The organism is Pseudoalteromonas sp. RB2-MNA-CIBAN-0110 (genome assembly GCF_040309305.1).
Taxonomy (GTDB): Bacteria; Pseudomonadota; Gammaproteobacteria; order Enterobacterales; family Alteromonadaceae; genus Pseudoalteromonas; species Pseudoalteromonas arctica.
On sequence record NZ_JBEOOQ010000027.1, the window covers coordinates 41,581 to 67,180 of the forward strand.

The 25,600-nt window shown below is 36.6% G+C and carries 15 protein-coding genes; 9 read left to right on the top strand and 6 right to left on the bottom strand.

Annotated features, from left to right (window positions below; all coding sequences use genetic code 11):
- Window positions 1-168: 168 nt before the first annotated feature.
- Entirely contained in the window at window positions 169-1,575 is a 1,407-nt protein-coding gene (locus AAEY68_RS13715) for an alanine/glycine:cation symporter family protein (RefSeq protein ID WP_350586126.1), read from the top strand.
- 138 nt (window positions 1,576-1,713) lie between these two features.
- Window positions 1,714-2,751 (top strand): patatin-like phospholipase family protein, encoded by a 1,038-nt coding sequence (locus AAEY68_RS13720; protein ID WP_024594025.1) that lies wholly within the window; start codon window positions 1,714-1,716, stop codon window positions 2,749-2,751.
- A 97-nt stretch (window positions 2,752-2,848) separates the two neighbouring features.
- Here AAEY68_RS13720 and AAEY68_RS13725 read toward each other — a convergent pair whose 3' ends face one another.
- Window positions 2,849-3,325: a hypothetical protein gene (locus AAEY68_RS13725; protein WP_350586128.1), complete on the bottom strand. Its 477-nt coding sequence runs from the start codon at window positions 3,323-3,325 to the stop codon at window positions 2,849-2,851.
- 512 nt (window positions 3,326-3,837) lie between these two features.
- Entirely contained in the window at window positions 3,838-4,401 is a 564-nt protein-coding gene (locus AAEY68_RS13730) for a lipid-binding SYLF domain-containing protein (protein ID WP_007583197.1), read from the bottom strand.
- Window positions 4,402-4,550: 149 nt separating this feature from the next.
- Between AAEY68_RS13730 and AAEY68_RS13735 the strand changes: the two genes are divergently transcribed.
- Complete coding sequence (locus tag AAEY68_RS13735; RefSeq protein ID WP_007583195.1) at window positions 4,551-5,762, top strand: tyrosine-type recombinase/integrase; 1,212 nt, start codon at window positions 4,551-4,553, stop codon at window positions 5,760-5,762.
- The gene (locus AAEY68_RS13740; RefSeq protein WP_024594016.1) at window positions 5,762-6,955 is read left to right on the top strand and encodes a cation:proton antiporter; all 1,194 of its coding nucleotides are present in this window, start codon (window positions 5,762-5,764) and stop codon (window positions 6,953-6,955) included. The genes AAEY68_RS13735 and AAEY68_RS13740 overlap by 1 nt, the downstream gene beginning before the upstream one ends.
- 185 nt (window positions 6,956-7,140) lie before the next feature.
- On the opposite strand, the gene ydiJ is transcribed toward AAEY68_RS13740, so the two are convergent.
- Together ydiJ and ppsA are read right to left on the bottom strand one after the other, a co-directional pair.
- On the bottom strand, window positions 7,141-10,188 hold the full coding sequence (ydiJ, locus tag AAEY68_RS13745; protein ID WP_024594015.1) for a D-2-hydroxyglutarate dehydrogenase YdiJ: 3,048 nt from the start codon (window positions 10,186-10,188) through the stop codon (window positions 7,141-7,143).
- Window positions 10,189-10,878: 690 nt separating this feature from the next.
- Complete coding sequence (ppsA, locus tag AAEY68_RS13750) at window positions 10,879-13,254, bottom strand: phosphoenolpyruvate synthase (protein ID WP_007583187.1); 2,376 nt, start codon at window positions 13,252-13,254, stop codon at window positions 10,879-10,881.
- A gap of 157 nt (window positions 13,255-13,411) precedes the next feature.
- On the opposite strand from ppsA, the gene ppsR reads away from it, so the two are divergent.
- On the top strand, window positions 13,412-14,221 hold the full coding sequence (ppsR, locus tag AAEY68_RS13755; RefSeq protein WP_007583184.1) for a posphoenolpyruvate synthetase regulatory kinase/phosphorylase PpsR: 810 nt from the start codon (window positions 13,412-13,414) through the stop codon (window positions 14,219-14,221).
- A 63-nt stretch (window positions 14,222-14,284) separates the two neighbouring features.
- Here the strand turns inward: ppsR and AAEY68_RS13760 are convergent, their stop codons facing one another.
- Window positions 14,285-15,634, bottom strand: a complete 1,350-nt coding sequence (locus AAEY68_RS13760) for a class II 3-deoxy-7-phosphoheptulonate synthase (protein WP_008167282.1) — start codon at window positions 15,632-15,634, stop codon at window positions 14,285-14,287.
- Window positions 15,635-16,627: 993 nt separating this feature from the next.
- Between AAEY68_RS13760 and AAEY68_RS13765 the strand changes: the two genes are divergently transcribed.
- A complete protein-coding gene (locus AAEY68_RS13765) occupies window positions 16,628-17,503 on the top strand; it encodes a DNA replication terminus site-binding protein (protein ID WP_350586131.1) in 876 nt (291 codons plus the stop codon).
- Window positions 17,504-17,572: 69 nt separating this feature from the next.
- Here the strand turns inward: AAEY68_RS13765 and AAEY68_RS13770 are convergent, their stop codons facing one another.
- Window positions 17,573-18,787, bottom strand: a complete 1,215-nt coding sequence (locus tag AAEY68_RS13770) for a hypothetical protein (protein WP_024591590.1) — start codon at window positions 18,785-18,787, stop codon at window positions 17,573-17,575.
- Between the two features lie 773 nt (window positions 18,788-19,560).
- Between AAEY68_RS13770 and AAEY68_RS13775 the strand changes: the two genes are divergently transcribed.
- From AAEY68_RS13775 to AAEY68_RS13785, 3 genes are all read left to right on the top strand, one after another.
- The gene (locus AAEY68_RS13775) at window positions 19,561-20,799 is read left to right on the top strand and encodes an AAA family ATPase (protein WP_007583176.1); all 1,239 of its coding nucleotides are present in this window, start codon (window positions 19,561-19,563) and stop codon (window positions 20,797-20,799) included.
- A gap of 15 nt (window positions 20,800-20,814) precedes the next feature.
- The gene (locus AAEY68_RS13780; protein WP_024594014.1) at window positions 20,815-21,777 is read left to right on the top strand and encodes a transcriptional regulator; all 963 of its coding nucleotides are present in this window, start codon (window positions 20,815-20,817) and stop codon (window positions 21,775-21,777) included.
- 426 nt (window positions 21,778-22,203) lie between these two features.
- Window positions 22,204-25,350, top strand: coding sequence for a DEAD/DEAH box helicase (locus tag AAEY68_RS13785; protein WP_350586133.1), 3,147 nt, complete (start codon window positions 22,204-22,206; stop codon window positions 25,348-25,350).
- The last annotated feature ends 250 nt before the right edge of the window (window positions 25,351-25,600 follow it).

Sequence of the window (25,600 nt, forward strand, 5' to 3'; positions counted from 1 at the left end):
ATTATTAAACATCAATACACACTTCACTATGGGGTAAAGCCAAACTTAAACACTATTATGTTTAATGCATAATGAGCTGCCGGATTTTTTAAGTTAAGTAGCGCTACATGCAGAGTTTAAAGTCGGTGCTAACATAAAGTAAAAGTATAAAATAAAAAGGGATTAGTAATGTTCGATACCGTCGTCAAAAGTGTAAACAACCTTTTATGGGGAGAAGGTCAGGTACTTATTTATATACTTTTGTTTACAGGTATATGGTTTTCGGTACGACTAAAAGCAATTCAAATACTTAAATTTAAACATATGTTTAGCCTTTTAAAAGGCAGCAGCAAATGTAAAAAAGACGACATTTCATCATTCCAAGCGTTGTGTACAGGGCTTTGCGCACGAGTAGGTACCGGTAATTTAGCCGGTGTGGCAGTGGCAATTTCACTTGGCGGCAGCGGAGCTATATTTTGGATGTGGGTAATAGCCATATTGGGTATGGCTACAGGCTTTGCTGAAAGCGTACTTGGGCAAGTATATAAAGTGCGCGATAGTGGCGGCGAGTTTAGAGGCGGCCCTGCGTATTATATTCAACAAGGTTTGGGTAGTCGGGCGTTTGCAATTGTGTTTGCCGCGTGTTTGTTTTTAGGTTACGGCTTTACGTTTAGCGCAATGCAAACTAACACAATTACCGACGCACTTAATTACGCGTTTGAAATTCCTACATTTTATTCAGGCCTGGTTATTACCGTACTAGCCGGCTCAATTATACTCGGTGGCTTTAAAGCAATTGCCCGATTTGCAGAGCGTGTTGTGCCAATAATGGGCATTGTGTTTGTACTTGCCACCGTTATTATTACGATTATAAATTTCACGCAAGTACCTGCCATGCTTAAAGATATATTTTTATCGGCGTTTGGTTTACAAGAAGCCGGAGCGGGTGCAATGGGCGCAGCCATTAAAAACGGTATTCAACGTGGTTTATATTCTAATGAGGCCGGTGCAGGTAGTGTTCCGCATGCTTCAGCAAGTGCCAGCCCAATTCCTAATCACCCAGTAACGCAAGGTTACATACAAATGCTAGGCGTATTTTTCGATACAATAGTACTGTGTAGCTGTACCGCAGTGATCATTTTATTAGCCGATATAGACATAAGCGGTGAAATGGAAGGCATTCGTTTAACACAAAGTGCGATGACCGCTCATTTAGCACAAGGTGGTGTTTATTTTGTAGCAGCCGCTATTACCTTATTTGCTTTTACATCGGTAGTGGCAAACTACGCCTATGCAGAGAGCAACTTGCACTTATTTAAGCTCGACAACAAAGTAGGGCGCGGCATTTACACTTTGCTTTATTTATCAATGATGTTGTGGGGCGCATCGGCGACCTTAAAAGAAGTCTGGGATTTAGCCGATATTGCCTTAGGGTTAATGACAGTGGTTAACGTTATCGCTATTATACTGTTAACGCCGACTATTTTGTCTGTCACGAGCGATTACCACGCACAAAGAGACAAAGGTTTAGAGCCCGAATTTAAAGTAAAAGATGTAAAAGTACAGGGCAAATGCGAAGACGGCATTTGGGATTAATTCACGTACTTTAAGCACACTTAACTATAAAAAGCGGTTTTATGGCAACATGGAATCGCTTTTTGCTTTGCATAAATATTCACTTTCAGTGTTGTGAAAATAACTGAAGCAACCAAAATAAAAGGCACAATTTTTTAGATGATCGAGATTCACGCAGGGAAAACAGCGGCTAAAATTATTAACGAACAGGGCTTTAAACCTGAACTTTTCACCTCTTTTTTAGGTGCAAGTGGCGGTCCTAAATGGTTTACATTATTTGGCTTAGATAAATATATTTTTGGTGAATTTTTTAAAAACCGTACCCAACCACTTAATTTAATCGGCTCATCTGCAGGCGCTTTTCGCTCTGCGTGTTTTGCACAAAACGATCCTGTTGCTGCCATTGAGCGATTAGCAAAATCGTATTCGCAAACTAGGTACTCAAGTAATAAACCAACACCAAATGAAATAACAATAAAAGCGCGCGCATTACTTGAAGATGTTTTTGGCGATAACGGCGTCACCGAAATTATAAATAACCCCGTATTTAAAGCGCACTTTATAGTAGCAAAATCGAATGGCTTTATTGCCAGCGAAAATAAATTAATACAGTTAATGGGTTTATCAAAAAGTTATATGTTAAATCGCGTTAACCGAAAATTATTAGGCTCGCAATATGAGCGTTTTATATTTGGCCCAGCAACAAGTGACTTATCAATTACCGACAGCTACAATTTTAAAACGCAAAATATAGCGCTTACTCAAAATAATTTAAAAGACGCGTTACTTGCATCGGGCTCAATACCACTTGTTATGCAAGGCATAAAAAATATTGCAGGCTCGCCGCAAGGAATATATCGCGATGGCGGAATAATTGATTACCACTTTGATTTAAAAATTAATAACCCAGGACTTATTTTATATCCGCATTTTAATTCAGAGCCAAAAGCAGGGTGGTTCGATAAAAATTTAAAACGTAAAGTGTCACCACTTAATTACGATAACGTAGTAATGATCACCCCATCAAAAGAATTTGTAGCAAGCTTACCTTACGGAAAAATCCCAGACAGAAACGACTTTACCGATCTTGATGCAGATACACGAATTAAATATTGGAACACCGTTTTTAGTGAAACTGAGAAATTGGCTAAGGCATTTGACGAGAAATTAAATAACTTTAATTTTGATATTAAATAGTATCCGTAATCTATCATCTATATTAAAGACTAAAAAATTATTTAGTTTTAGAGAAGGCTATATGATTATTGTATGTAAATTTAAATGTAAAAAGCATTTACCAGCTTATAGGAATGAATTCAAAGTATCCTGCATAAGCCCAGATAAAAGTACCAATGATCGTAAGAATATAAGTATTGATTAAAGACGTATACTTATTAATTATTATATCGTTATATTGTGTATTTAAAGCAGTCGCTTCATTTTTGCTAATAGGGAGTTGAGTGAGTGATCTATCTATAGAAAATGATGTATGAGCATGATATGTCAGTACATATAGACCATTAAAGTTTTGAAACGGTTCTTTAAGGTCTTCGTTAAAGTTTGGATATAAAGAATGTGTAAATGAGGCTAGTAGTCCGAATACTGTAAGGACTGCACCAAATGAGCCTATGTAATTAATATTAGATGATAAAATCATAAATATAAAATGAACAATAAATAATAAAAAAACAATAAACCAAAATTTAATTGAAGCAAGAACATCTCTTTCGCCGAAAAATTTGAGTAGTCTAATTCTTTTACTTTTATCCATCATTAATCCTTTATTTATTCATATATAAATTATTTTGATTATATCGAAACTTAATTTTTTGAATGATATAAATACAAGTTTTTTATTATACTTTAAATACATTGAAGTAAATAAGAAAATCGCAGAATCCCATTTTATTAATAATTTTACTTTACTGCCGGGTATAACTTTTTTATTTACTGCCTTTTAGGTCGACAACAGAAGTTGAAGTGATCAATATATTTTCGGGATAATATTGTTAGAACTGACAAAAAAGAAGCTTTATTAAACTTAGCAATTGAGAAATCAAAAACTAAAGAAGAAAGTATAATATGGTCGGATATTGTAAAAAAGATTAGCGCTGCATGTATTGCGGGTATTGTTGCAGCTACGTGTCTAACTGGTCCAGTAGTGACCCCGCATTTGCGGTATAAGAGATAGCCCATAAATTACGTTATGTTAAATTGAGTGGGTTTTAATAAAGCGAGCGTGATTATACAAACCAGCTCGCTTTTAGGAGAGTAATTTGGTGGTTAATTAAGCTCTGAATCAACCCAAAACTTAGTTCCTTTTAATACAGCTTGTAGTGCAAGGCCGTTTTCGGTTACAGAATATACAGTAACTTGATCTGCAATCGCTTCGGCAACCAGTGCACCGCCTTTATCTTCATATTTTGCTGCTGCATCAGCGTTTCCGCCAAATGCCCAACCATGTTCAATAAATCTGTTTAATGCAGCTTGGTTATGAAAAACCATTACAACGTTAAAATCTTTAACGCCTAAGCCAAGTCCTAAACCGGCTTCGCCCATATTCATGTAAGTCGATTTACCTGTAAGATTATTTCTAACAACACCGTAACCACCGCCAAAGCTAGCAAGCACTACATTTACATTCGCGTTATCGAATACAGCATAACCAGCAGAGTTAGCAATTTGTTTTTTAACATCAGGTTTTTCAGCGTATAATTTATCTAATGTGTTTGCTTTCATACTTTGTACAAGTGAACGTTTTTCGCTTGGTGATGCACTACCTGTAGTAGCACACCCAGTTAACGCAACTGTTAAAGCAAGTACGCTTAGTATAATTAGTTTTTTCATAATGTTTTCCTTAATAAGATATAGCAACCAACAACCATAGAATAATCACGGTATTAAAATAATTAGAACTTTACTATGTCCAATACTAGACAGTATCGGACTTTAACGTTATTCTGTAAGTCTATTATTTAATTGAATATTTATACATTATGCTTGTTGCTTTGGTTGATACGTTAAAACAATTAAGATATCAAATTGCCCATCTAGATGACGGTACTCTCAATTCAGAATACCCAGAACTTGCATCCTTTATACAGGAAATTGGCTTGACTGTAACTGAATCAAAAGCTGATCTGACATTCTTGTATCAGTTTTTATATGTTTATGGCCGAAAGTCAGAAGCCACTTATAGTCGTTTTCGAAATGAGCTTGAACGCTTTTATTTATGGTCGTGGTTAATCGCAGAAAAATCAGTATTCGATTTAAAACGTGAAGATATTGAAGCTTACGTTGATTTTATGGTTGAACCCGATAAAGCATGGGCTGCAACTTCAGTGCAATGGCGTTATAAAGATGAACAAGGAATTCGTCGATTAAACCAAAACTGGCGCCCTTTTATGCTTAAAGAATCCATTGCTAGTCAGCAAACTTTATCGTCTATGTTTACAGCATTAAATGTGTTTTATAAGTTTGCCTTACTAGAAGAAAAAACATTTGCTAACTTTGTCCCTGTTGTTAAAAAAAATAGTCCGTACTTAGTTGTTCAATCACAAATTCAAATTCCAGACACATTAAGCGATATTCAATGGGAATATGTTTTTGGTGTAACGCGTGATTTATGCGAACATAACCCTGATTTAGAGCGAAACTTATTTACGCTTGCCTGCTTAAAAGGTCTTTATTTACGAATTTCAGAATTATCTGAGCGCCCACAATGGTCGCCAGTGATGTCTCATTTTTGGCAAGATAATGATGGTTTTTGGTTTTTACGTATAATGGGAAAAGGTAATAAATTACGAGATGTAACCTTAAGCGATGATTTTGTTGAATATTTAAAACGTTATAGACTATACAGAGGTTTACCTGCCCTTCCCCGTGTTGATGAATCAGATCCCTTGGTTCATAAAATTCGCGGGCAAGGTGGTATGACCGTAAGGCAAATTAGGCGTTTAGTACAACAAAGTTTTGATTATGCACAGCAATCATTACTTGATGATGGTTTTAAAGATGATGCTGAACAACTTGGCGCTGCAACTGCGCATTGGCTTCGTCATACTGGTGCAACACATGATGCACAAACCAGACCGCTCAAACATTTATCAGAAGATTTAGGTCATTCTAAAATTGCGACTACCGATCAAATTTATATTCAAACAAATATTAAAGAGCGAGCAAAATCAGGGCTTAAAAGGAAAATTTAATGGAGTATTTAGTAATAGCATTTATAGGCGGATTATTTTTAATTTATTCTTTAACACTTCGCCAGTTAGAAAAAACAGAAGTAACAGGCCCAATGTTTTTTGTTGTTGGCGGAATATGTTTAGCTTTAATGCTACCCAACGAAGGGGATAAAATAAAAGAAGGCGTTGATCTTTTATTACCATTTATAGAGCTTACGCTAAGTATTTTTTTATTTTCTGATGCAGCTAAATCAAAGTTGAGTGTATTAAGGCATAGTTTTCAGTATCCTAGTTTACTGTTGTTTTTTGCCCTACCCTTAACTTTGTTACTTGGTATTGCTGTTGCTTTATTTTTCTTTGCTGAGCTTTCACTTATTCAAGCAGCGTTGCTCGCTATTATTTTAACACCTACCGATGCGGCATTAAGTAAAGGGTTACTAGCAAGTACACAAGTGCCTGAAAAAATACGCGAAGGAATAAATACTGAAAGTGGTTTGAACGATGGATTATGCGTACCCATATTTTTAATATTTATATTACTCGCTAAAAATCCTGATTCAGCTATTACCGCAACACAAACATTAAGTGTGTTTGGACGAGAGCTTGGCTTGGCTTTATTAATAGCTATTACAAGTATTGCTGTTTTTATACCGAGTTTAAACTTTGCAATGAAACGTCATTACTTTGCACAAAATACCAGTCCGTTTTTATTACTTGGTTTTGCTATGGCTGTGTTTTCTATAACTCAGTATTTTCATGGCAGTGGTTTTATTGCGGTGTTTATTGCAGGCTTATTATTTGATAAATTTTCGACCGAAGAAGTTAGAACAGAATTAATTGAAGACTCAGAGCATATCGCAGATTTCACATCGTTAATGATTTGGTGCTTGTTCGGGTTTGTTTGTGCTTACTTAGTTATTCCTAAGTTAAATACTGAAATTATAATTTACGCATTGTTAAGTACAACATTGATTAGAATAATTCCAGTTATGCTGTCTCTGCAGTTTACGGCACTGAGTATTAAAGAGCGTTTTACATTTGCGTGGTTTGGACCAAGAGGACTGGCATCAATTGTTTTTACATTGATGGTAATAGATACGCAAATAGAAAACAAATATCAAATAGCGACAATAGCAATGACGACTATTTTGTTTAGTGTATTTATACATGGTATTAGCACTAAACCTATTGCCGATAGTTTTGTTAAAAAATAATTATTTAAACTAGGTAAATTAAGAATACGTATTAAAAAAGGCGTAACGGTTATTTTCATCACTGATGAAGTTAATCGTTGCGCCTTTTTGTATTTAATAAATAATTTACTAAATTTGTATTTAGATAAAACTATTTAAGTACTCTTATATAAGTGATCTTATTTAAGCACTCTTATTTTATAAAGTTATTTAAGAACCTGTGCTAGTAATTCAATTGGGTGTTTTGGTTTAAACTTTTCAAAACGTTTAACTTGGCTACGACAAGAAAATCCCGTAGATAAAAGTTGCTCAGGTTTATTTTTATCTACAATTGGTTTCCAGCTCATTTCGTAAAGCGCACGTGAGTTATCTTGATTTTGTGCTTCGTGGCCATAAGTTCCCGCCATTCCACAACAACCTGTATTTGTTGTTTTTAATGTTAAACCAATATCATTGAAAATTGTTTGCCATACATTTGCTGCTTTTGGCAGCGCAGTTGTTTCAGTACAATGACTCAGTAATGTAAATTCGGTATCTGTATTTTGCTTTGCGCTTAGTGATTTAAACGATTGTGTTTCTAGCCATTCATGAGCAAGCTGCACATTAAATTCGCCACGGTTATTTTCTAAAATTGTATTATATTCATCGCGATAACACATAACGAGTGACGCATCTAAACCGACTAACGGTGCATTAATATCATTTAATTTATTTAAAAACTCGGCTGCATTTTTAGCTGTAACTTTAAATTCATGCAAAAAACCTTTTACGTGTTGCGGTTTACCATTTGGTTTAAAAGGTAATAGCATTGGTTTTTTGCCAAGTTGGGTTATTAAAGTAATAAAACTTTCTACTAATTCCGCTTCGTAAAAGCTCGTAAATGGGTCTTGTACTATTAATACATATTCACTTTGTTGCTCTGCATTTAATTTATTTAGTAAATCAAAATCGAATTTTTGTGTTTTAGTAACACGCTTTGAAAGTGCAGGAATACTTAACTGTGGTGTATCAACATAGCCAACCGTTTTTTTAATAACATTACTAACTAATGATGTTTTAACAATTGGATTTATAACTTTAGCGAACTTTGCCATTAATGGCGCGCTATTTTCTATGTTACCAACAAGGTAATCTTTTAGCGGGCGTGCATAATAACTATGATAATAATTTAAAAAGCGCGAACGAAAAGTGGGTACATCTACTTTAATTGGGCATGCTGTTGTACATGCCTTACATGCTAAACATTCATCCATTGACGCTTTTACTTCGTGAGAAAAGTCGTAAATACCTTTTCGTTTTTCGCGGCTATGAACAAAACGTTCCCACCAGGTAATGACTTCACCTTTGTTAAGTTGCTTTTCTACTTCGAGCAAATCTACATTTTTTGACTCTTGTAGACGAAGCCATTCACGCATTAAACTTGCGCGTCCTTTTGGTGAATTACGGCGATCGCCAGTTACTTTATACGATGGACACATAGGTGAATTTTCATCGTAATTAAAGCATATGCCATTACCATTACAGGTCATTGCATTGTTAAAACTGGTTTTAACTTCTATTGATATTTGCTTATCGAAGTGCGATCTCTTTTGTCCATCTACACTAACTAGTGAGTCTTCACTATCGATAGGAGTACATATTTTACCGGGGTTAATGCGATTGTTAGGATCGAAAGCTGTTTTTATTTTACGAAGTTGTGTATATAAATGCTCACCAAAAAATTCAGGACTATATTCACTTCGGTAACCTTTACCGTGCTCGCCCCACATTAAACCACCGTACTTAGCGGTTAGTTTTACGACCTGATCTGAAATAGTTCTAAGTAGTTTTTCTTGTTCTGGGTCACACATATCAAGTGCCGGGCGTACATGTAAAACCCCTGCATCAACATGGCCAAACATACCATACTGTAAATTGTGGCTGTCGAGTAATGCTCTAAATTCGACAATATAATCTGCTAAATTTTCAGGTGGTACAGCGGTGTCTTCCGCAAAGGCGAGTGGTTTTTGACTGCCTTTCACATTACCTAATAAACCCACTGACTTTTTACGCATTGCGTAAATTTTTAGTATATCGCTTTTATCACTGGTTAACTGATAACCAATAACGCCATTAGTTTGATTTGCTACGCATTCGTCTAGAAGCTTACAAAGCGTGTCTACTTTGTCTTTTATATCATCGTTTGATACTGCATTAAACTCGACCATGTTAAGGCCTTGCATATCTTTATTTGGTACGTCGGTTATTAAGTCCGATACTAAATTCCAAATAATATCTTCACGCGCTAAGTTTAAAACTTTGCTATCGACGGTTTCTACCGATGTTGCGCGCGCATCGACTAAAAATGGTGAATGACGAAGTGCTGAGTCAAAACTATCGTACTTAATATTAATAAGCGTTTTAAATTCAGCAATAGGCGTTAGGTTTAATTTTGCTTCAGTTACTATACCTAATGAGCCTTCTGAACCCGTTATTAGTCGGCTCATGTCAAAAGTAAGTAAGTCATCACTTAGCACATGCTCTAGGTCGTAGCCGGTTAAAAAACGATTTAACCGTGGAAACTTAGCTAAAATAGCAGCGCGTTCATTAACTGAAATATCTAAAACTGTTTTATATAAACTACCAATTAATGAGTCTTGATTAGCTATAATTTGTGCTTTGTCGATGTCTATTGGGGAGGTACACATAGGTGTGCCATCAACTAAATAAGTTGTTAGCCCTAAAACATGATCGCTCGTTTTACCGTAAACTAACGAGCCTTGCCCCGATGCGTCAGTACTTATCATGCCACCAATAGTTGCCCTGTTACTGGTAGATAAATCGGGTGAGAAGAAAAAGCCATAAGGTTTTAAAAAGTCATTAAGTTGATCTTTTATTACGCCGGTTTGAACGCGTACCCAGCCTTCTTCTACATTTATTTCGAGGATTTCGCGCATATAGCGAGACAAATCTACAACAATACCAGGTGATAACGATTGTCCGTTAGTGCCTGTTCCACCGCCACGAGGACCAAAAGTTAATGATAAAAACGGGTCGCGAGATGCAGTTTGCAGTGCGAGTTGAATATCTTTTTCATTTTTTGGAAAAATAACACCTTGCGGTATTTGCTGATACACACTGTTATCGGTTGAAGCGGTAATACGCGTTGCATAACTTGCGTCGGTATCTCCGATAAAACCTTGGTTTGCAATGGTATTTAGGTAGTTTGCGACAAGTTCTGTCGCGGCATCTTGCTGTGTAATTGTTGCTATCATGACGGCGATATTTTAGGGCATTTGACTAATTATATCATGGTGATGGCGAATAGAAATTGAAGATTTTACAGTTTGTAACACTCTTTTAGTCGATTTTAATGCAGCTTAAATTATACTCAAGTTAACAAGTAATAAGGTGTATTATATGAAAAAATTACTATTACAGATCAGTGGCGTGTTATTTATTTTGCTAGGATTATTTTTTGCGATTGTAGCTAGGGCGTGTTGACCTTTGGTTGTTGAATTTGCAGCAGTATGTTTGGTTTTTAGGCAAGGCAGAGCCTATGTAGTGTGGTTACTCCCCATAAATAGGCGATAACGCAGCATAAATACCAAACATGCGCTGCCCAATGGGTTCTTTCTAGGGACGATTAACTCTTTGTTGCTCGGTTTTTACTTAGCCCACTAGGTTACAAACCTCGCGCCACGATTAAATCGCCCCTAGATTGAACAAATTTCAATCCACAAAGATCAACACGCCCTTAGCCATCACTTATATTTTTTATGGCGGGTTTATTATGCTTTTCGTTTTACTACCCTAAAGCGCGACATTATTTATCACTTTGTCAAAAGACGTTAACTAAATCATGTGCTTATTTAGATAAAAAATTAGCCCGTTAATTTACTTTTAATTGAGCATAAAAAAATGCCAGCAATACATTGCTGGCATTTTTATAGCCTACATATTTATCACTTTGCTAATTTTTTAGCTAGGTATAACCATGTTTCTATTACTGTATCTGGATTTAGTGAAACAGAGTCAATACCCTGCTCTACTAACCATGCTGCAAAGTCTTCGTGATCTGAAGGACCTTGGCCACAAATACCTACGTACTTTCCTTTTGCTTTAGCTGTTTTAATTGCCATAGAAAGTAGCTTTTTAATTGCAGGGTCACGCTCATCAAATAAATGTGCGATTAAACCAGAATCACGGTCAAGACCAAGCGTTAACTGTGTTAAATCGTTAGAGCCGATAGAAAAACCATCAAACATTTCTAAAAATTCATCTGCAAGTAATGCATTTGAAGGTAGCTCACACATCATGATTACTTTAAGACCATTATCGCCGCGTTTAAGGCCATGCTCTTCTAGTAATTCAATTACGCGTTTACCTTCTTCAAGGGTACGTACGAATGGGATCATGATTTCTATGTTAGCCATATCCATGTCATTTCTTACGCGTTTTATAGCTTCACATTCTAGTGCAAAACAATCGCGGAAGTCTTCAGAGATATAACGTGCGGCACCACGAAAACCAATCATTGGGTTTTCTTCTTCTGGCTCGTATTGCTGGCCACCAACTAGGTTTGCGTATTCGTTTGATTTAAAATCAGACATACGAACAATTACACGCTCTGGTGCAAATGCACACCCTAGAGTAGAAATACCTTCAACCAGTTTTGTTATGTAAAATTCTACTGGTGATTCGTAACCGGCAATCATGTCAGTAATTTCTGCTTTTAATGCATCTGTTTGAGCATCAAAATTTAATAACGCTTTAGGATGAACGCCGATCATACGGTTGATAATAAATTCAACTCGCGCAAGGCCAACACCTGCATGCGGTAAGCGTGCAAAGTCAAATGCACGATCGGGGTTACCTACGTTCATCATAACTTTCATTGGAAGTTCTGGCATTTTATCAACGCGTGACGTTAGTATTTCAAAATCTAAAATACCTTCGTAAATAAAGCCGGTATCGCCTTCGGCGCACGATACTGTTACTTCTTGGCCCGCTTTAATTAAATCAGTTGCGTTGCCACAGCCTACCACTGCCGGAATACCAAGTTCGCGTGCAATGATTGCCGCGTGACACGTACGTCCACCACGATTTGTAACAATCGCTGCTGCACGTTTCATGATTGGTTCCCAATCAGGGTCGGTCATATCGGTAACTAAAATATCGCCTACTTGTACCTGATCCATTTCTTTGATTGAATCAAGAACACGAACAACACCGCTACCAATTTTATGACCAATTGCACGGCCTTCAACAACAACGTTGCTTGTACCATTTAATTGAAAGCGTTCCATTACGTTAGAGTCTTCGTTTGAGCGTACAGTTTCTGGACGTGCTTGAACTATATATAGTTTGCCGTCGTTACCGTCTTTTGCCCATTCGATGTCCATAGGACGACCGTAATGTTTTTCGATGATTACAGCTTGCTTGGCAAGTTCTTGCACTTCTTCATCTGTAATCGAAAATTTATTTGAAAGCTCAGGGGCAACATCAACGATGTCTACTTGCTTACCGTGTGCTTTATCTTCTGAGTAAATCATTTGAATGGCTTTAGAGCCAATGTTACGACGTACTACTGAAGGTTTATTTTTAAGGAGTGTTGGTTTATGAACATAAAACTCATCAGGGTTAACTGCGCCCTGTACAACCATTTCACCTAAGCCGTAGCTTGATGTAATAAATACAACGTCTTCAAAACCAGACTCTGTATCAATGCTAAACATTACGCCAGATGCTGACTTATCTGAACGTACCATGCGCTGAATACCCGCTGATAGCGCCACACCACGGTGATCGTAACCTTGGTGAACTCGATATGAGATTGCACGGTCGTTAAATAATGAAGCAAATACGTGTTTAATAGCGACCATGACTGAATCGATACCAACAACGTTAAGGAAAGTTTCTTGCTGGCCTGCGAATGATGCATCTGGCATATCTTCAGCGGTAGCTGATGAACGTACTGCGAATGATACATCTGCTGCAGTATCGCCATGAAGTTGGCTATATGCGTCGCGAATGGCTTGATCTAGGTTTGGTTGGAATGGTGTGTCGATTATCCATTGGCGGATGTCGGCACCGACTTTAGCGAGTGTATTTACATCATCAACATCGAGTGTATCTAGGATGTTGTGAATTTTTGCTGTGAGTCCTGATTGATCTAAAAACTCATTAAAAGCATCTGCGGTAGTTGCGAAACCACCCGGTACTTGTACACCAGCGTTTGCTAGGTTTGAAATCATTTCGCCAAGTGAAGCGTTTTTACCGCCAACTCGAGGAACATCTTGCATACCAAGCTCTTGATACCAGAGAACGTATTCTTGCACGGATCTTTCTCCAAAAAAAACAAATTGTAGGTCTAACTGTGAGAGTTAAGAAAGAAAACCTTTTATAAAGGTCATCATCATTCTACACTGGCAATAGTCCTCACGTAAACCGTGAGAAACCCATTTTAGGGATTTAAACGCAATAAAAAGGTTAATTATGAGAACTGCTTTTTATATATCAGATGGAACCGCTATTACTTCAGAGGTGTTTGGGCATGCGACTTTGTCGTTGTTTCCTATCGATTTTAATCATAAAACAATTCCATTTGTAGAAACTGAAGAAAAAGCGCACGAAATTAAAGCATTAATTAATGCAACCGCTGCAAAAACAGGCGAAAAGCCATTTGTTTTTTTTACTTTTGTTAATCACAATTTAAGTGAAATTATAAAATCGGCTGATGCAGTCACGTATGACTTTTTAACTACATATAGCGAAAAAATAGAAAAAGAACTCAATGTAGCCCCAGTTCCTAAAATGCATCGTACGCATTCCATCCACGAAAAAAGTTATGATTTTAGAATTGATGCCGTTAATTATGCTCTTATGAATGATGATGGCGGAAATATTAAAAACTTTTCTGAAGCAGACATCATTTTAATTGGCGTTAGTAGAAGTGGTAAAACACCCACAAGCTTATACTTAGCACTGCAGTACGGCATTAAAGCGGCTAACTACCCTATTACAGAAGAAGATTTAGATAATGAAGGTTTGCCTAAGTGTTTAGTCCCTTATAAACATAAGTTATTTGGACTTACGATTGACCCTGAGAGACTTGCGGCTATTAGGCATCGACGTATGGCGAACTCTAAGTATGCTTCAATTAAACAGTGTCGTATTGAGGTCCGCGAAGTGGAAATGTTGTATAAGCGTCATAAAATTGCTTATTTTAATTCTACGCATCATTCTGTTGAAGAAATATCTGCTAAAATACTGATAGAAACAGATTTAGAGCGACGTAAGTACTAACTTACTAATAAAATTATAAACAAAAAAACCGCAACTAAGCGGTTTTTTTAGTATCAATAAATATTATTTACGTGCGTCTTTTAGTAAATCAGCTACTAAAAAGCCTAACTCTAATACTTGGTCGGCATTAAGGCGTGGATCACACTGCGTTTTGTAACGCTGTGCTAGGTCATCGTCAGATAAACCGTAAGCACCACCAGTACACTCTGTAACGTGCTGGCCTGTCATTTCTAGGTGAACACCACCTGCGTATGAACCTTCAGCTTTGTGTACAGCGAAGAACTGACTGATCTCGCGCATAATGTTGTCGAAGTTACGTGTTTTGTAACCTGATGTCGCTTTTTCAGTGTTACCGTGCATTGGATCTGAGCTCCAAATTACTTTACGGCCTTCTTGTTGAACTCTTCTTACTAGTGCTGGAAGTTTTTCAGGAAGTATATCTGCACCCATACGCGTGATTAGCGTTAAACGACCAGGAATGTTATCTGGGTTTAATGCATCAATTAAACGAATTAGGTCATCTGGGTCCATACCAGGGCCAACTTTAACACCAATTGGGTTTTTAATGCCTTTGAAAAACTCAATATGTGCATGGTCTAGTTGACGAGTACGTTCACCAATCCAAACAAAGTGAGCAGAACAATCGTACCAATCACCAGATAAGTGGTCGCGACGAGTAAGCGCCTCTTCATAACCAAGTAGTAACGCTTCATGAGAAGTGTATAAATCGGTTTCTTTTAAGCTTGGCGCAATTGTAGAGTTAATTCCGCACACTTCCATAAACTCTAGTGCGTCTTGAATTTTATCAGCAAGTTGTTGGTATTTTTCTTTAAGTGGATTTGCAGCAACAAAGCCCATGTTCCAACGGTTTACCTGGTGAAGATCGGCAAGGCCACCTTGTGCAAAAGCACGTAATAAGTTTAACGTAGCGGCACTATGATGGTATGCAGTCATTAAGCGTTGTGGATCGGGTATACGTGCTTCTTCTGTAAACTCGATATTATTAATAATGTCGCCACGGTAAGATGGTAAAGACACGCCATTAATTGTTTCTAAGTCTGCTGAACGAGGTTTAGCGTATTGACCAGCCATGCGCGCTATTTTAACTACAGGGCATTTACCGCCGTAAGTTAATACAACAGCCATTTGTAAGATTGTTTTGAATGTATCGCGAATGTTAGCGGCATTAAAATCGCTAAATGATTCTGCACAGTCACCACCTTGAAGTAAAAAAGCACGACCTTCGCACACATCTTCAAGTTGTTTGAATAGGCTTCTTGTTTCTTCAGCAAAAACTAAAGGCGGTGCCGTTTTTAATTGGCTTTCTACTGATTTAAGTATTTCTTGATCCGGGTACTGTGGCTGCTGCAGTATTGGCAGCTCTCTCCAGCTATTTGGGTTCCACGATTGCATAATTTTTCCTCATTCCTACATTACCTGATAAGAAGAAATTAACGTATGCAGGCCCCTATGTTCAAGGACTAAATTCACTATTTTCCAATTATTTAGTTATGAGTTAAGTATAATAGTAATCTTACTTAACCTAGGTGGTTATATAACATACACTTTAGTTTTATTTCGAAGAAACTAAAGTGTTTAAATACATGCGTTTAGAGCTAACTATTTATAATTTTAACGCATTGAGAATAAATAGTACATAAGGGTATGTTATACATAACTTAGCTAGGAACACATCATACTTAAATGGCAGCTTCTGTAACCTTAACTTTACGCGGGTAATTAATTAAAAGCTATCAAATGCTATGTGTAGACCTTAATGTATGATATGAGCGTTTGTGGTAATCATTTATCTGCGCTTTAAATCCTAGACGCATAGTCTTGTATAGCACTCGTATGCAGGACTATATTCACAAATGCCACAACTTAAAGGTGTGGTAGGCCATTAAGTTTTCTCTTCAAAGTGATAGTGCTAATTTACAATTCATCATGATTAAAGCCCCTACTGCTTGAAGCATCCTTAAAGAGGAACTGATATCAAAAAGCATTTGTAGTCATTGTAATCTTTAGCCTGATCACCGTACTGCCAACACGGTGTAATATGAGTCAGTAATTATAAATACTAAGACTGTTAGATAAATATATGAAAATTATATAACTCCGCTTAACTCATTTTTTTAAACTTAGTTTTACAACCTACTACTTAGATAATCTAGCACTTGGCGTATTAGCCTTTTTATATGCGGCAAAGTAAATACTCCAATGTCATATGAATTAGTAAGGAGTTTCAATCTTTCTTCATTTATATATCCCACCTTAAAGAACACATCATACTTAATTTAATTATTGTGTTATTATAAGCCCCGAGTACTATTTATTATTTATTTAGACAAAGCAAAGTGCATGTAATAATATAAGGCTAGTAAGATGTGTTCTTTGAGGTGTGTAATGGTAACTAAGGTACAAATTAGAAGTCAGTTTGATTTAATGAACGAATTAACTTTGAGGTTGATTGAAGAACTAAAAGAGTGTGAATTCTCCAAAGCGGAATATTATCAATTACCAGATGTAAGTAGTTTCGATGAGAGTAAAGTTCCAGAATCTATACTTGTTTCTAAAATCACTGGAGTACCTGCTCAAAAAGCAATCCTAAACTCTTTTTCAGACATGTATAAAAAATCAGGATTAAGCAGTCGTGTTTTAAAAAGGCACCCTGGTTTGCTCGTTATTAAAAATGCAGATAAACAAGCTTTAAATAATCGTATAGCTCAAGTAAATAAAGCTAAAACTACGTTTAAAGAATATATATTAGCTATTGATAGCAACGATGCTCGATTTGAAGCAGTTCACAATGCTATACCAAATTTAATAACGCTTGCTGCATATCGTAAAATTCATAGTGAAAGCGAATCGCCATTTTCGGTTAGGTTTACTTGGATGCACAAACACGCAACTAAAACGCTGACTAAAAAAATGGCTCTCGAAATGCTCGACAAATCGGCCAGTTATCGAAATCCAAGAATGATAGATCAACAAAAATGGCAATCACTTGTAGCTCAAGAACAATTACGGGTTGCTAGTTTAGGCGAAAAGGAAAAACTTAGAATTCGCCGCCCTACTCGAGTGAGTCCACAGGTAAATGTGAGATACACAGCGCAAAATCGCTATCATGTGAGTGCTGCATTACCCTTTATTCTGATTAATCCAGAACCAGACGTAAAATTAGGTATATTACCTGATTATCAAAAACCCGAAACTCACCCTCGTAAGCGCGAGTATGATTTTTTGGTTGATAGGTTATATTTAGAACAGGTTGAGCGGTAGTCATTATGTTAAAAAGGCCACATAGTGTGACCTTTTTAGTTATGCGTACAGTATTTAAAATAACGGTTATTATTTTTCTACTATTTCTTCAATTTTATCTTCATCAATCAGCACGGCATTTTCAACAATGCGTTTACCGCCTTGGATTTCAATGCGTTTATTGTGTTTGTTCAATGTAAGTATTTCATCGCAAAACTGATCAGACGGGTGCATTTCGTATGTGTAATCGATAATGTTACCGGTTTTGTCATCTTTAACGTTTGTAATGCTGTATTCTGATATTGCACCTTTTTCAATCAAATCTTTCATTGTGGTGGTCATATCACGACGAAGTGCTTTTAATTTATTTTCGGTAATATCATCAGTTGAATAAATAGATCCGTATTTTTCCATAATGGAAAGTAATCTAAAATGGTACGTTTTACCTGGTGCTGCATAACGCCAAAGGTGATACAAACGAAGCATCATCCAACGCGATAATCCACGTTTTAATTCTTGTGCGCTATTAAAGTAATACCCTTTGTATTCAAGGTTATCAATCATGTTATGAACAAATGCATTTAAACAGGCGACGCATTTTACATTGCCACCCTGACCTTTTTTGCCACTAAAATGCAGTGACGATAAAAAGTTCATGTTTGACTCGTAAAACGAATCATCTATATCAGAATTTTTAGTATCTGTTGCCGAATATTTAAATGAAAGTTTAGAACCTTGCAATGCTTCAAGTGACTCTTTTATTGCAGGATATGGCATTGACTGCCCTACCGCTTTGAGTTCTTGTGCTAATTCGTTCATAGAAAAAACAACCGCGTATTGAATACCGGATTTAAAATTAATTTTAACTATTTTGCCTTTAGAAGCTAAACGAATAAGTGCTCGCTCTACTTTTTCTTCTCTATCTGATGGCCAAACAAGGTATTCAACATCTTCGCCATCTTTGCGTGTACTTACAACAGCTGGCGTTATTTTTATTTCGCCATCGTACAAAATACCATCTACTTTTTCAGATATTTTACGCGTAATAATTGTTTTTTTAGGCGCTTCTTCAAGTGGCAATTTTTTATAGCCCGAGCGAACAAAGCGTCCCCACAAATCATAGTGATTAAACGTGTTTGAATATGCACGTAATCCATGTGCTGCATTTTCAATAGAAATTCGCACGTCTTTGTTGTCTGTAAATAGTGCTAAACTTTCGTTATCTATTGCACTTTCCACCCCGTGGATTTGGCCCCTAAGTGTATCGGGCAAGTTATCTACCGAGATGTTGACCTTTCGGCTCATTGTTCTTATTTCCATTTTTATTGCGACAGCTAATAACAACACATTAAGCAACAAAAGTTAAATGTTTAAGTTAGTATAAAAGTGATCTGACTTTAAATAAAACGTTTGGATCACTATTATACTAAGTGATGTACATTACTTACGATTTCAGATCATATTTATACTAAGTGGACTATCACAAATCTAATTTTTACTAACTCAGCTGTTATTTTGTCCATTACAATGGCTTAATTTTAAAATTAAGCACGACAAATACACCAAAAAATATATTCCCCTGTGTATAAAGCCTTATCGAGTTAGAATAGATCTGATCTGTACCAAGTACAGATCAGATCTATACTAATTAAAAGCGTATTTTTATGTTGCGACTAGTGCATAACTTTATAATTTACTTAGTAAAAAACTGATCTGCAGGGCTCTTTTTGTTCATAACTTCATGCGTAACCTGTGCATAACTCTATATTTAAAATAGACCTTAGTAAAAAGCTGATCCGCAGGTAGATAAAGATCTGATCTTAACCAAGTATAAACCTGATCTGCTTTTTTAAACATTATTCATATAAATCATAATGTTATGTGCTCTTTTTACACCCTTAACCTTTATTACCTTATATATTTAACCACCTTTAAACTTCTTTATTTATACTAAGCAATATTAAAGGTGTAAAAATATTTTTAGATGTCTTGTTTTTAAAATGCATGTCGTCTTAAATAGTTGTTTACAGCTATTTGAATGGACATTATACTAACTGCCTAACTTTGAGGAAGAAAGTATGTCTATCAACAATAACGCATTAAGTACCTATCGGCTTTTGAAAGCCACAGCTGAAGTTGCTGAAAAATCATTAGAAGGACGTATTCAGCACTACCGTGCCCATCTTAAATCAGAAGAAAAAGAATTAAGAACGTATACACAAAAAGCAGCTGCTGATTTATTAGGTTGTAATAATCGTACTTTAAAAAGACGTCATGATAATGGCGACTTCGATGATTTAAACATAAAACGCGGTGCTAACGGTCACTATGCTTACACATTAGTAAATATTTTTGCTATGGCCGATATTATGGACATTAAACCAGATCATCGTACTGGTGATGACAAACTGCAAGTTATTGTAATTAATTCTCTCAAAGGCGGCTGCGGTAAAACTACCAGTATGGTTAATATAGCGGCAGCGCTTGCAACTACAAATATTAAACGTTATCGCATTGGTATTATAGATTTAGACCCACAAGGCTCTTCTTCAAGCTTTTTTCCTTCAAGTGAGCACGATCCGATTACTGTTGGTGATTTAATGCGTGATTGCATAGATTTAGACGAGGGTGAAACATGGCCTGAATTTGTGTCTAACTCATTTTTACCAACGCATATCCCAAATATTCGTGTATTACCATCGGGTATGGATGACTTTTACTTTGAGCACGAAACAGCAACATTGCTCAAAGATACCTCAAATTATGAGCAAACTCGCCATTACCACAAGTTACTTGAGAAAGTAATTGATCCCGTTAAAGACGAATTTGATATTATCTTAATTGACACAGCACCTACCCTTAACTTTATGTTTTATAATGCATTAATGGCCTCTACTGCGATGCTTATTCCTGTTCATCCGGAAGCTGTAGATTTTGATGCTAATAACAAATATTTAAAACGACTAGGTGAGATTTACCATACAGTTGCAGCACTTGGCCATGAGGGCTGGGACTTTATGCAATTTTTAGTGACCAACTATGTGAAAGGTAATCACTCACAGCGCGATATCGTTAAAGATGTTCGTAGTGCATTTGGTCGCCAAGTAATGAGCTACCCAATCAATCACAGCTCCGCGATTACCGCTAGTTCATCGTCTTTCAACACTATTTTCGATCAAAAAGCATCAGACAGCTTAGCAAGTCGTGAGTCATTAATGCGCGCTCAAGAAAATATTAAAGATGTGGTCGATGAGCTAGAAATGCTTATTCGTTCAAATTGGCAGTCAACTCAATCAACACTCAATACTCCTAAGTAAGGATGTTAAATAAAAATGGCTAAAAAACGTAAAAATGACACCCGCTTAGATCCATTTGCAACTGCTGTAGGCAGCAGTAGTCTTGATGCATTACTAGAACAAGCGAATGCTGGCGATGTAATTAGAATGCCTGCACCGAGCGACCCTGCTCGTCAAATTACGCTTGTTTGTAAAGTGATCGCACATGCTGATATTGAATCTACCACTGGTGTATATGGCAAAAATCGTCGTGTACAGGCACTTCTAAACGAAAAGTCAGTATCAGACATTCTTCCTGCAATTCGTGAAGATGGCCGAAATCAACATCCTGCCCTACTTTGGGATCAAGGTGACAAAAGTTTAGTTCTGGCAGGCTCACGTCGTCGTATGGCCTGTATTTTAGGTAACGCAGATTATTTAGTACTTAGTTCAAGCGATTTTACTGATCAAGATGCAAAAATTTTAGCGGTATCTTCAGATCAATACATTGCTCCGAGTTTATGGGAGCTTGGCCAAGCTTACCAACAAACTAAAAATGAGCTTATTGAGCAAGGTAAAAAAGGATCTTACAGAGAGATTGCCGCGGTAGAAGGTGTATCGCATACTGCAATTGCAGATGCAATTAAAGCTTATGAGCAAATTCCTGCTGATGTCATTGCGCTTTACCCTACTGCTAATCACGTAGGTCGCGAAGTCGCTAAAAAGCTTGTTAGCGCAAAGGAGCGAGACGAAGAGGCGTTTAATCAACTTGTTATTGCCCTAGCTAGTGATGAAGAGTTAAATGCGATTACAAGCGACGACAAGCGTGCAATGGCGATCACTAAATGCCTAACTTCAGAGCCACAAGTAGCTGTTAAGCGCGAAGCTGTACTAGAAAATAACTTCATATCGGTACAACGCAATTTAAAAAGCGGTGATGTCTCTATCAAAATTGATAATAAAGTAATGACAGACAAGCGCTTAGAGCAATTAACTAAGTTATTAAGTGCCTTTAATTAGTTAGTTAAATAATGATCTGTCAGGCATGTTTACTTAGTTAAATAGTGATCTGGCAGATTGTTTTGTTAGTAAAAATCTGATCTTTACTAGCCTATTTCCTCTTTAAATAATCATATTCCTTCTTCAAGATCACTTTTTTACTAACTAATCTCCTCTTTTTAGCTACATTCCTTCATTTATTATTATTGTTAGTAAAATCGTGATCTGTAATGCCTACTTTTATGTTTCTAACTATATGTAACTTCTACCATTGCAGTTGTTTTAAATATTATTTTGTAAAATTGGATGCTTATTTTTACTTATAAACCGATTTTTTACTAAGTTATCAGCTCCAACCAGTTTATATCTTGTTAATAGTGCTTTAGCTCAGAGCACATAAGGCATATACTGGCAGGATTATTTTTAAAATTTAATGCTTAGAGTGACATGTCTGCTAACTTATCAAAAAATGATTTAATGGCTATTTTTGAAGAAATTAAAAATGAGCAGGCTACCCAGTTTCCTCTGTCTGAACGCTTTATTAAAAAACTTTTCCGTGAAAATGTTTTAGATAAAGGCAAAGAATATTACAAGAAAGGTCAAATCACTTGGCTAGAACACACCCCTAATTTTTCTGTAGTCGACTCTATTGTACAAGTGGATAATGGATCATCGTTTAACCAACGTATTGAGATCAGTAAAGTACCAACTGGTTATTCTGTTGATACGCATTGTACGTGTAATGCAAAAACTAAATGCCGACACTTAGCTGCTATTTTATTTAAGCTCAAAATAGAGCACTCTGGTGAATATGGCGAAGATTATTTTATTAATGACTGGTTTAGCGAATTAAGCGCACTTAAAAGTGGTGATCAAAACACGCCATCGCAAGTATTATTATTTGTATTAGATATTGAAAATAACAAAGTATTCTTAACACCTAAAATAGCGAATGTTGAGACTAAAAAGAATTACACGCTAGGTCGAAACCTGACTGAGCAGCAGTTAAATAGTTTTGTAACGCCGAGTGACTTACTTGAAAGTGATTTTAGATTATTTAGTTGGATACGCTCACAAAATGCAGTGGGAAGTATTGAGCTAAAAGGCCAGTGGGGTTTTAGTGCCTTACAACAGTTGATAGCTACAGAACGCCTGTTTTTCCAGCGTTCTCGAGTACCAATTAAGGCGCAATCGGGCCAAGCATTAAGTTTTAGTTGGGAGCAAGATAAAGATCTCTCACAATTAGTTATTAAGCTTGAGCAAACACAAAACTGGGCTTTATTAAAAACAACACCACCTACTTACCTCGATTTAGATCATTTAAAAGCGGGCCGTCTTCGCACCCCATTGAGTGCAGACGAAATAGCACATTTACAAACTATGCCTGCTTTGCATGACGCTAACTTTGATAGAATATATAAGCAGCTTGCCGATAACTTTGGTGCAGGTGTAATACCCCACCCTACTAATTTACAGCCAACATTGCCTAAAATCTCTAGTAATGCTGTTTTAAAAGTAACTATGGGCGATCAAGGTTTATCTCTTTCGTTGTTATTTAAGTATAAAAATAAAAACTATTTAGCAGGTGCTGCACCTGCAAGTACGATTAATAGTGCATTTGAAAATACTGTAACTAATGAACTAATTAACTTAGGATTTGAATTTTGTAAAGGGGGTTTACAAAGTGAACTGGTATTTACAAAGCAGTCTTCAATCCATTTGCATTGGCTAATATACGAAGTATTCCCTGGCTTTAAGCAACGTGGTTGGCAAGTAAGTGTAAGTAAAGTAACGAGTCCTAATCCGCAGTGTGAAGTTAGTTTACATGTACACCGCGCAGCAGGGCATCAAATGCACTGCAAAGTATTGCTATGTGATGCTAAGGCATCGCTGTTGTTTACTAATACTGACCCGCTATATCAGTCATTAAATCGCCAAAGTGAACTATTTTACTACTATCCGCTTGGTCGTGAATTTGGGGTTATTAATAAGTCAGCAATTAACTTATTAAATGAATTTAAAGAGCGTTTTGAATTTGTAAAAACACGAGACGAATTTAATATTCCGCTTTCGTATTTACCTGAATTAGTAAAGCACACTGCTATAAACGTAGAGCTTCACGACGACTCATTAGAGCTATACTTACAAGAGCTAAATAGTCCCGATAAAGCAATTACTAAGGTTTCATTACATGGCTTAAATGACTCAGTAACACTTCGTGAGTACCAACAGCAAGGTGTTGACTGGCTTAGCTTTTTAAAACGTCACCAATTAGGTGGTATTTTAGCTGATGACATGGGCCTGGGTAAAACCTTGCAAGTTATTGCATTTTTAGCCAGTACATTTAACCGCCCGCAAGCGGGCCCTACACTTATAGTGTGTCCAACTAGTTTGGTGAGTAACTGGAAAAACGAAATTATTAAGTTTGCTAAAAGCTTAAAAGTCACCACTATTTTTGGTTCAAACCGTAACGATCCTTTACAGCACCTAGCGCAAGCGCAGTGTATACTTACTACATATCCACTTTTAAAGCGTGATATTGCATATTATTCGCCATTATATTTTGAAAATATAATCCTCGACGAAGCACAATACATTAAAAACGATACCGCACAGGTTTCGCGATTAGTTAAACGCTTAAATGCCGACTTTAAACTTTGTTTAAGTGGTACTCCAATCGAGAATAATTTACTTGAGCTTAAATCGTTACTCGATTTTGCTATGCCATCGTTACTTGGGTCTCAAGCCCACTTTAAGCAGCACTTTCAAACGCCTATTGAGCGTGAAGCTGATATGGAGAGAGCTGAGCAGTTAAAAGCGTTAATTATGCCTTTTATAATGCGCCGCACTAAGGCACAAGTAGCGCAAGAGCTGCCTGAAAAAACAGAGCTAACTAAAGAGTTTGAGTTTGAGCCTAAGCAAAAAGAAATGTATCAAGGTATTACACGTTCATTAGAAGAGAAGCTAATAGACTTATTTGCCGAACAAGGCGCACAAAAAAGTAAACTTGCATTTTTAGAGGCACTTTTAAAGTTAAGGCAAATTTGTTGCCACCCTAAATTAATAGATCCAGACACTCAAGCAGGCTCCGCTAAGCTTGAATGGTTAACAACACACTTACCGCTTATGTTAAGTCTCGGTCGTAAAATTATTATATTTAGTCAGTTCACATCGGCACTTGATTTAATAGCCCAACGCCTCGAAGAAATAAACATTAACTTTAGTATGCTTACAGGCCAAACGCGCCACCGAGATAAAGTAATCGACGAGTTTACCAGTGGTAAAACATCAGTGTTTTTAATTAGCTTAAAAGCTGGCGGTACAGGCCTTAACCTTACACAAGCCGATACAGTTATTCACTTTGATCCATGGTGGAACCCTGCTGTAGAAAAACAAGCGACTGATAGAGCTTACCGTATTGGCCAAACTAACCCTGTATTTGTGTATAAGCTCATAATGAGTAATTCAATAGAGCAAAAAGTATTTAAAATGCAACAAGACAAACAGGCCCTTGTAGATGCGTTATTTACTGATAAATCAATGAGCTTTACAAAGTTTGATGAACAACAAATGTTATCGCTAATTAAAAACTAAATTGATTTAAAAAGTTTTGATCTTTTTATGAACTTAATTAAAAAGCGGACGTCTACTATTATGCTTGTTGGTTAATTGCAGTTAGCACAAGCATCATGTTGATTCCCCATTTAGTTACTAATTTTAGTAATGATTAAGCCAGCCCATTTTGAGTTGGCTTTTTTTATGCCTAATGTCTCGTCCTGAAATGTGTTTACACATTTAGGATTTATTATGACCAAGTCAAATAATACACCGATCAAACGAACAC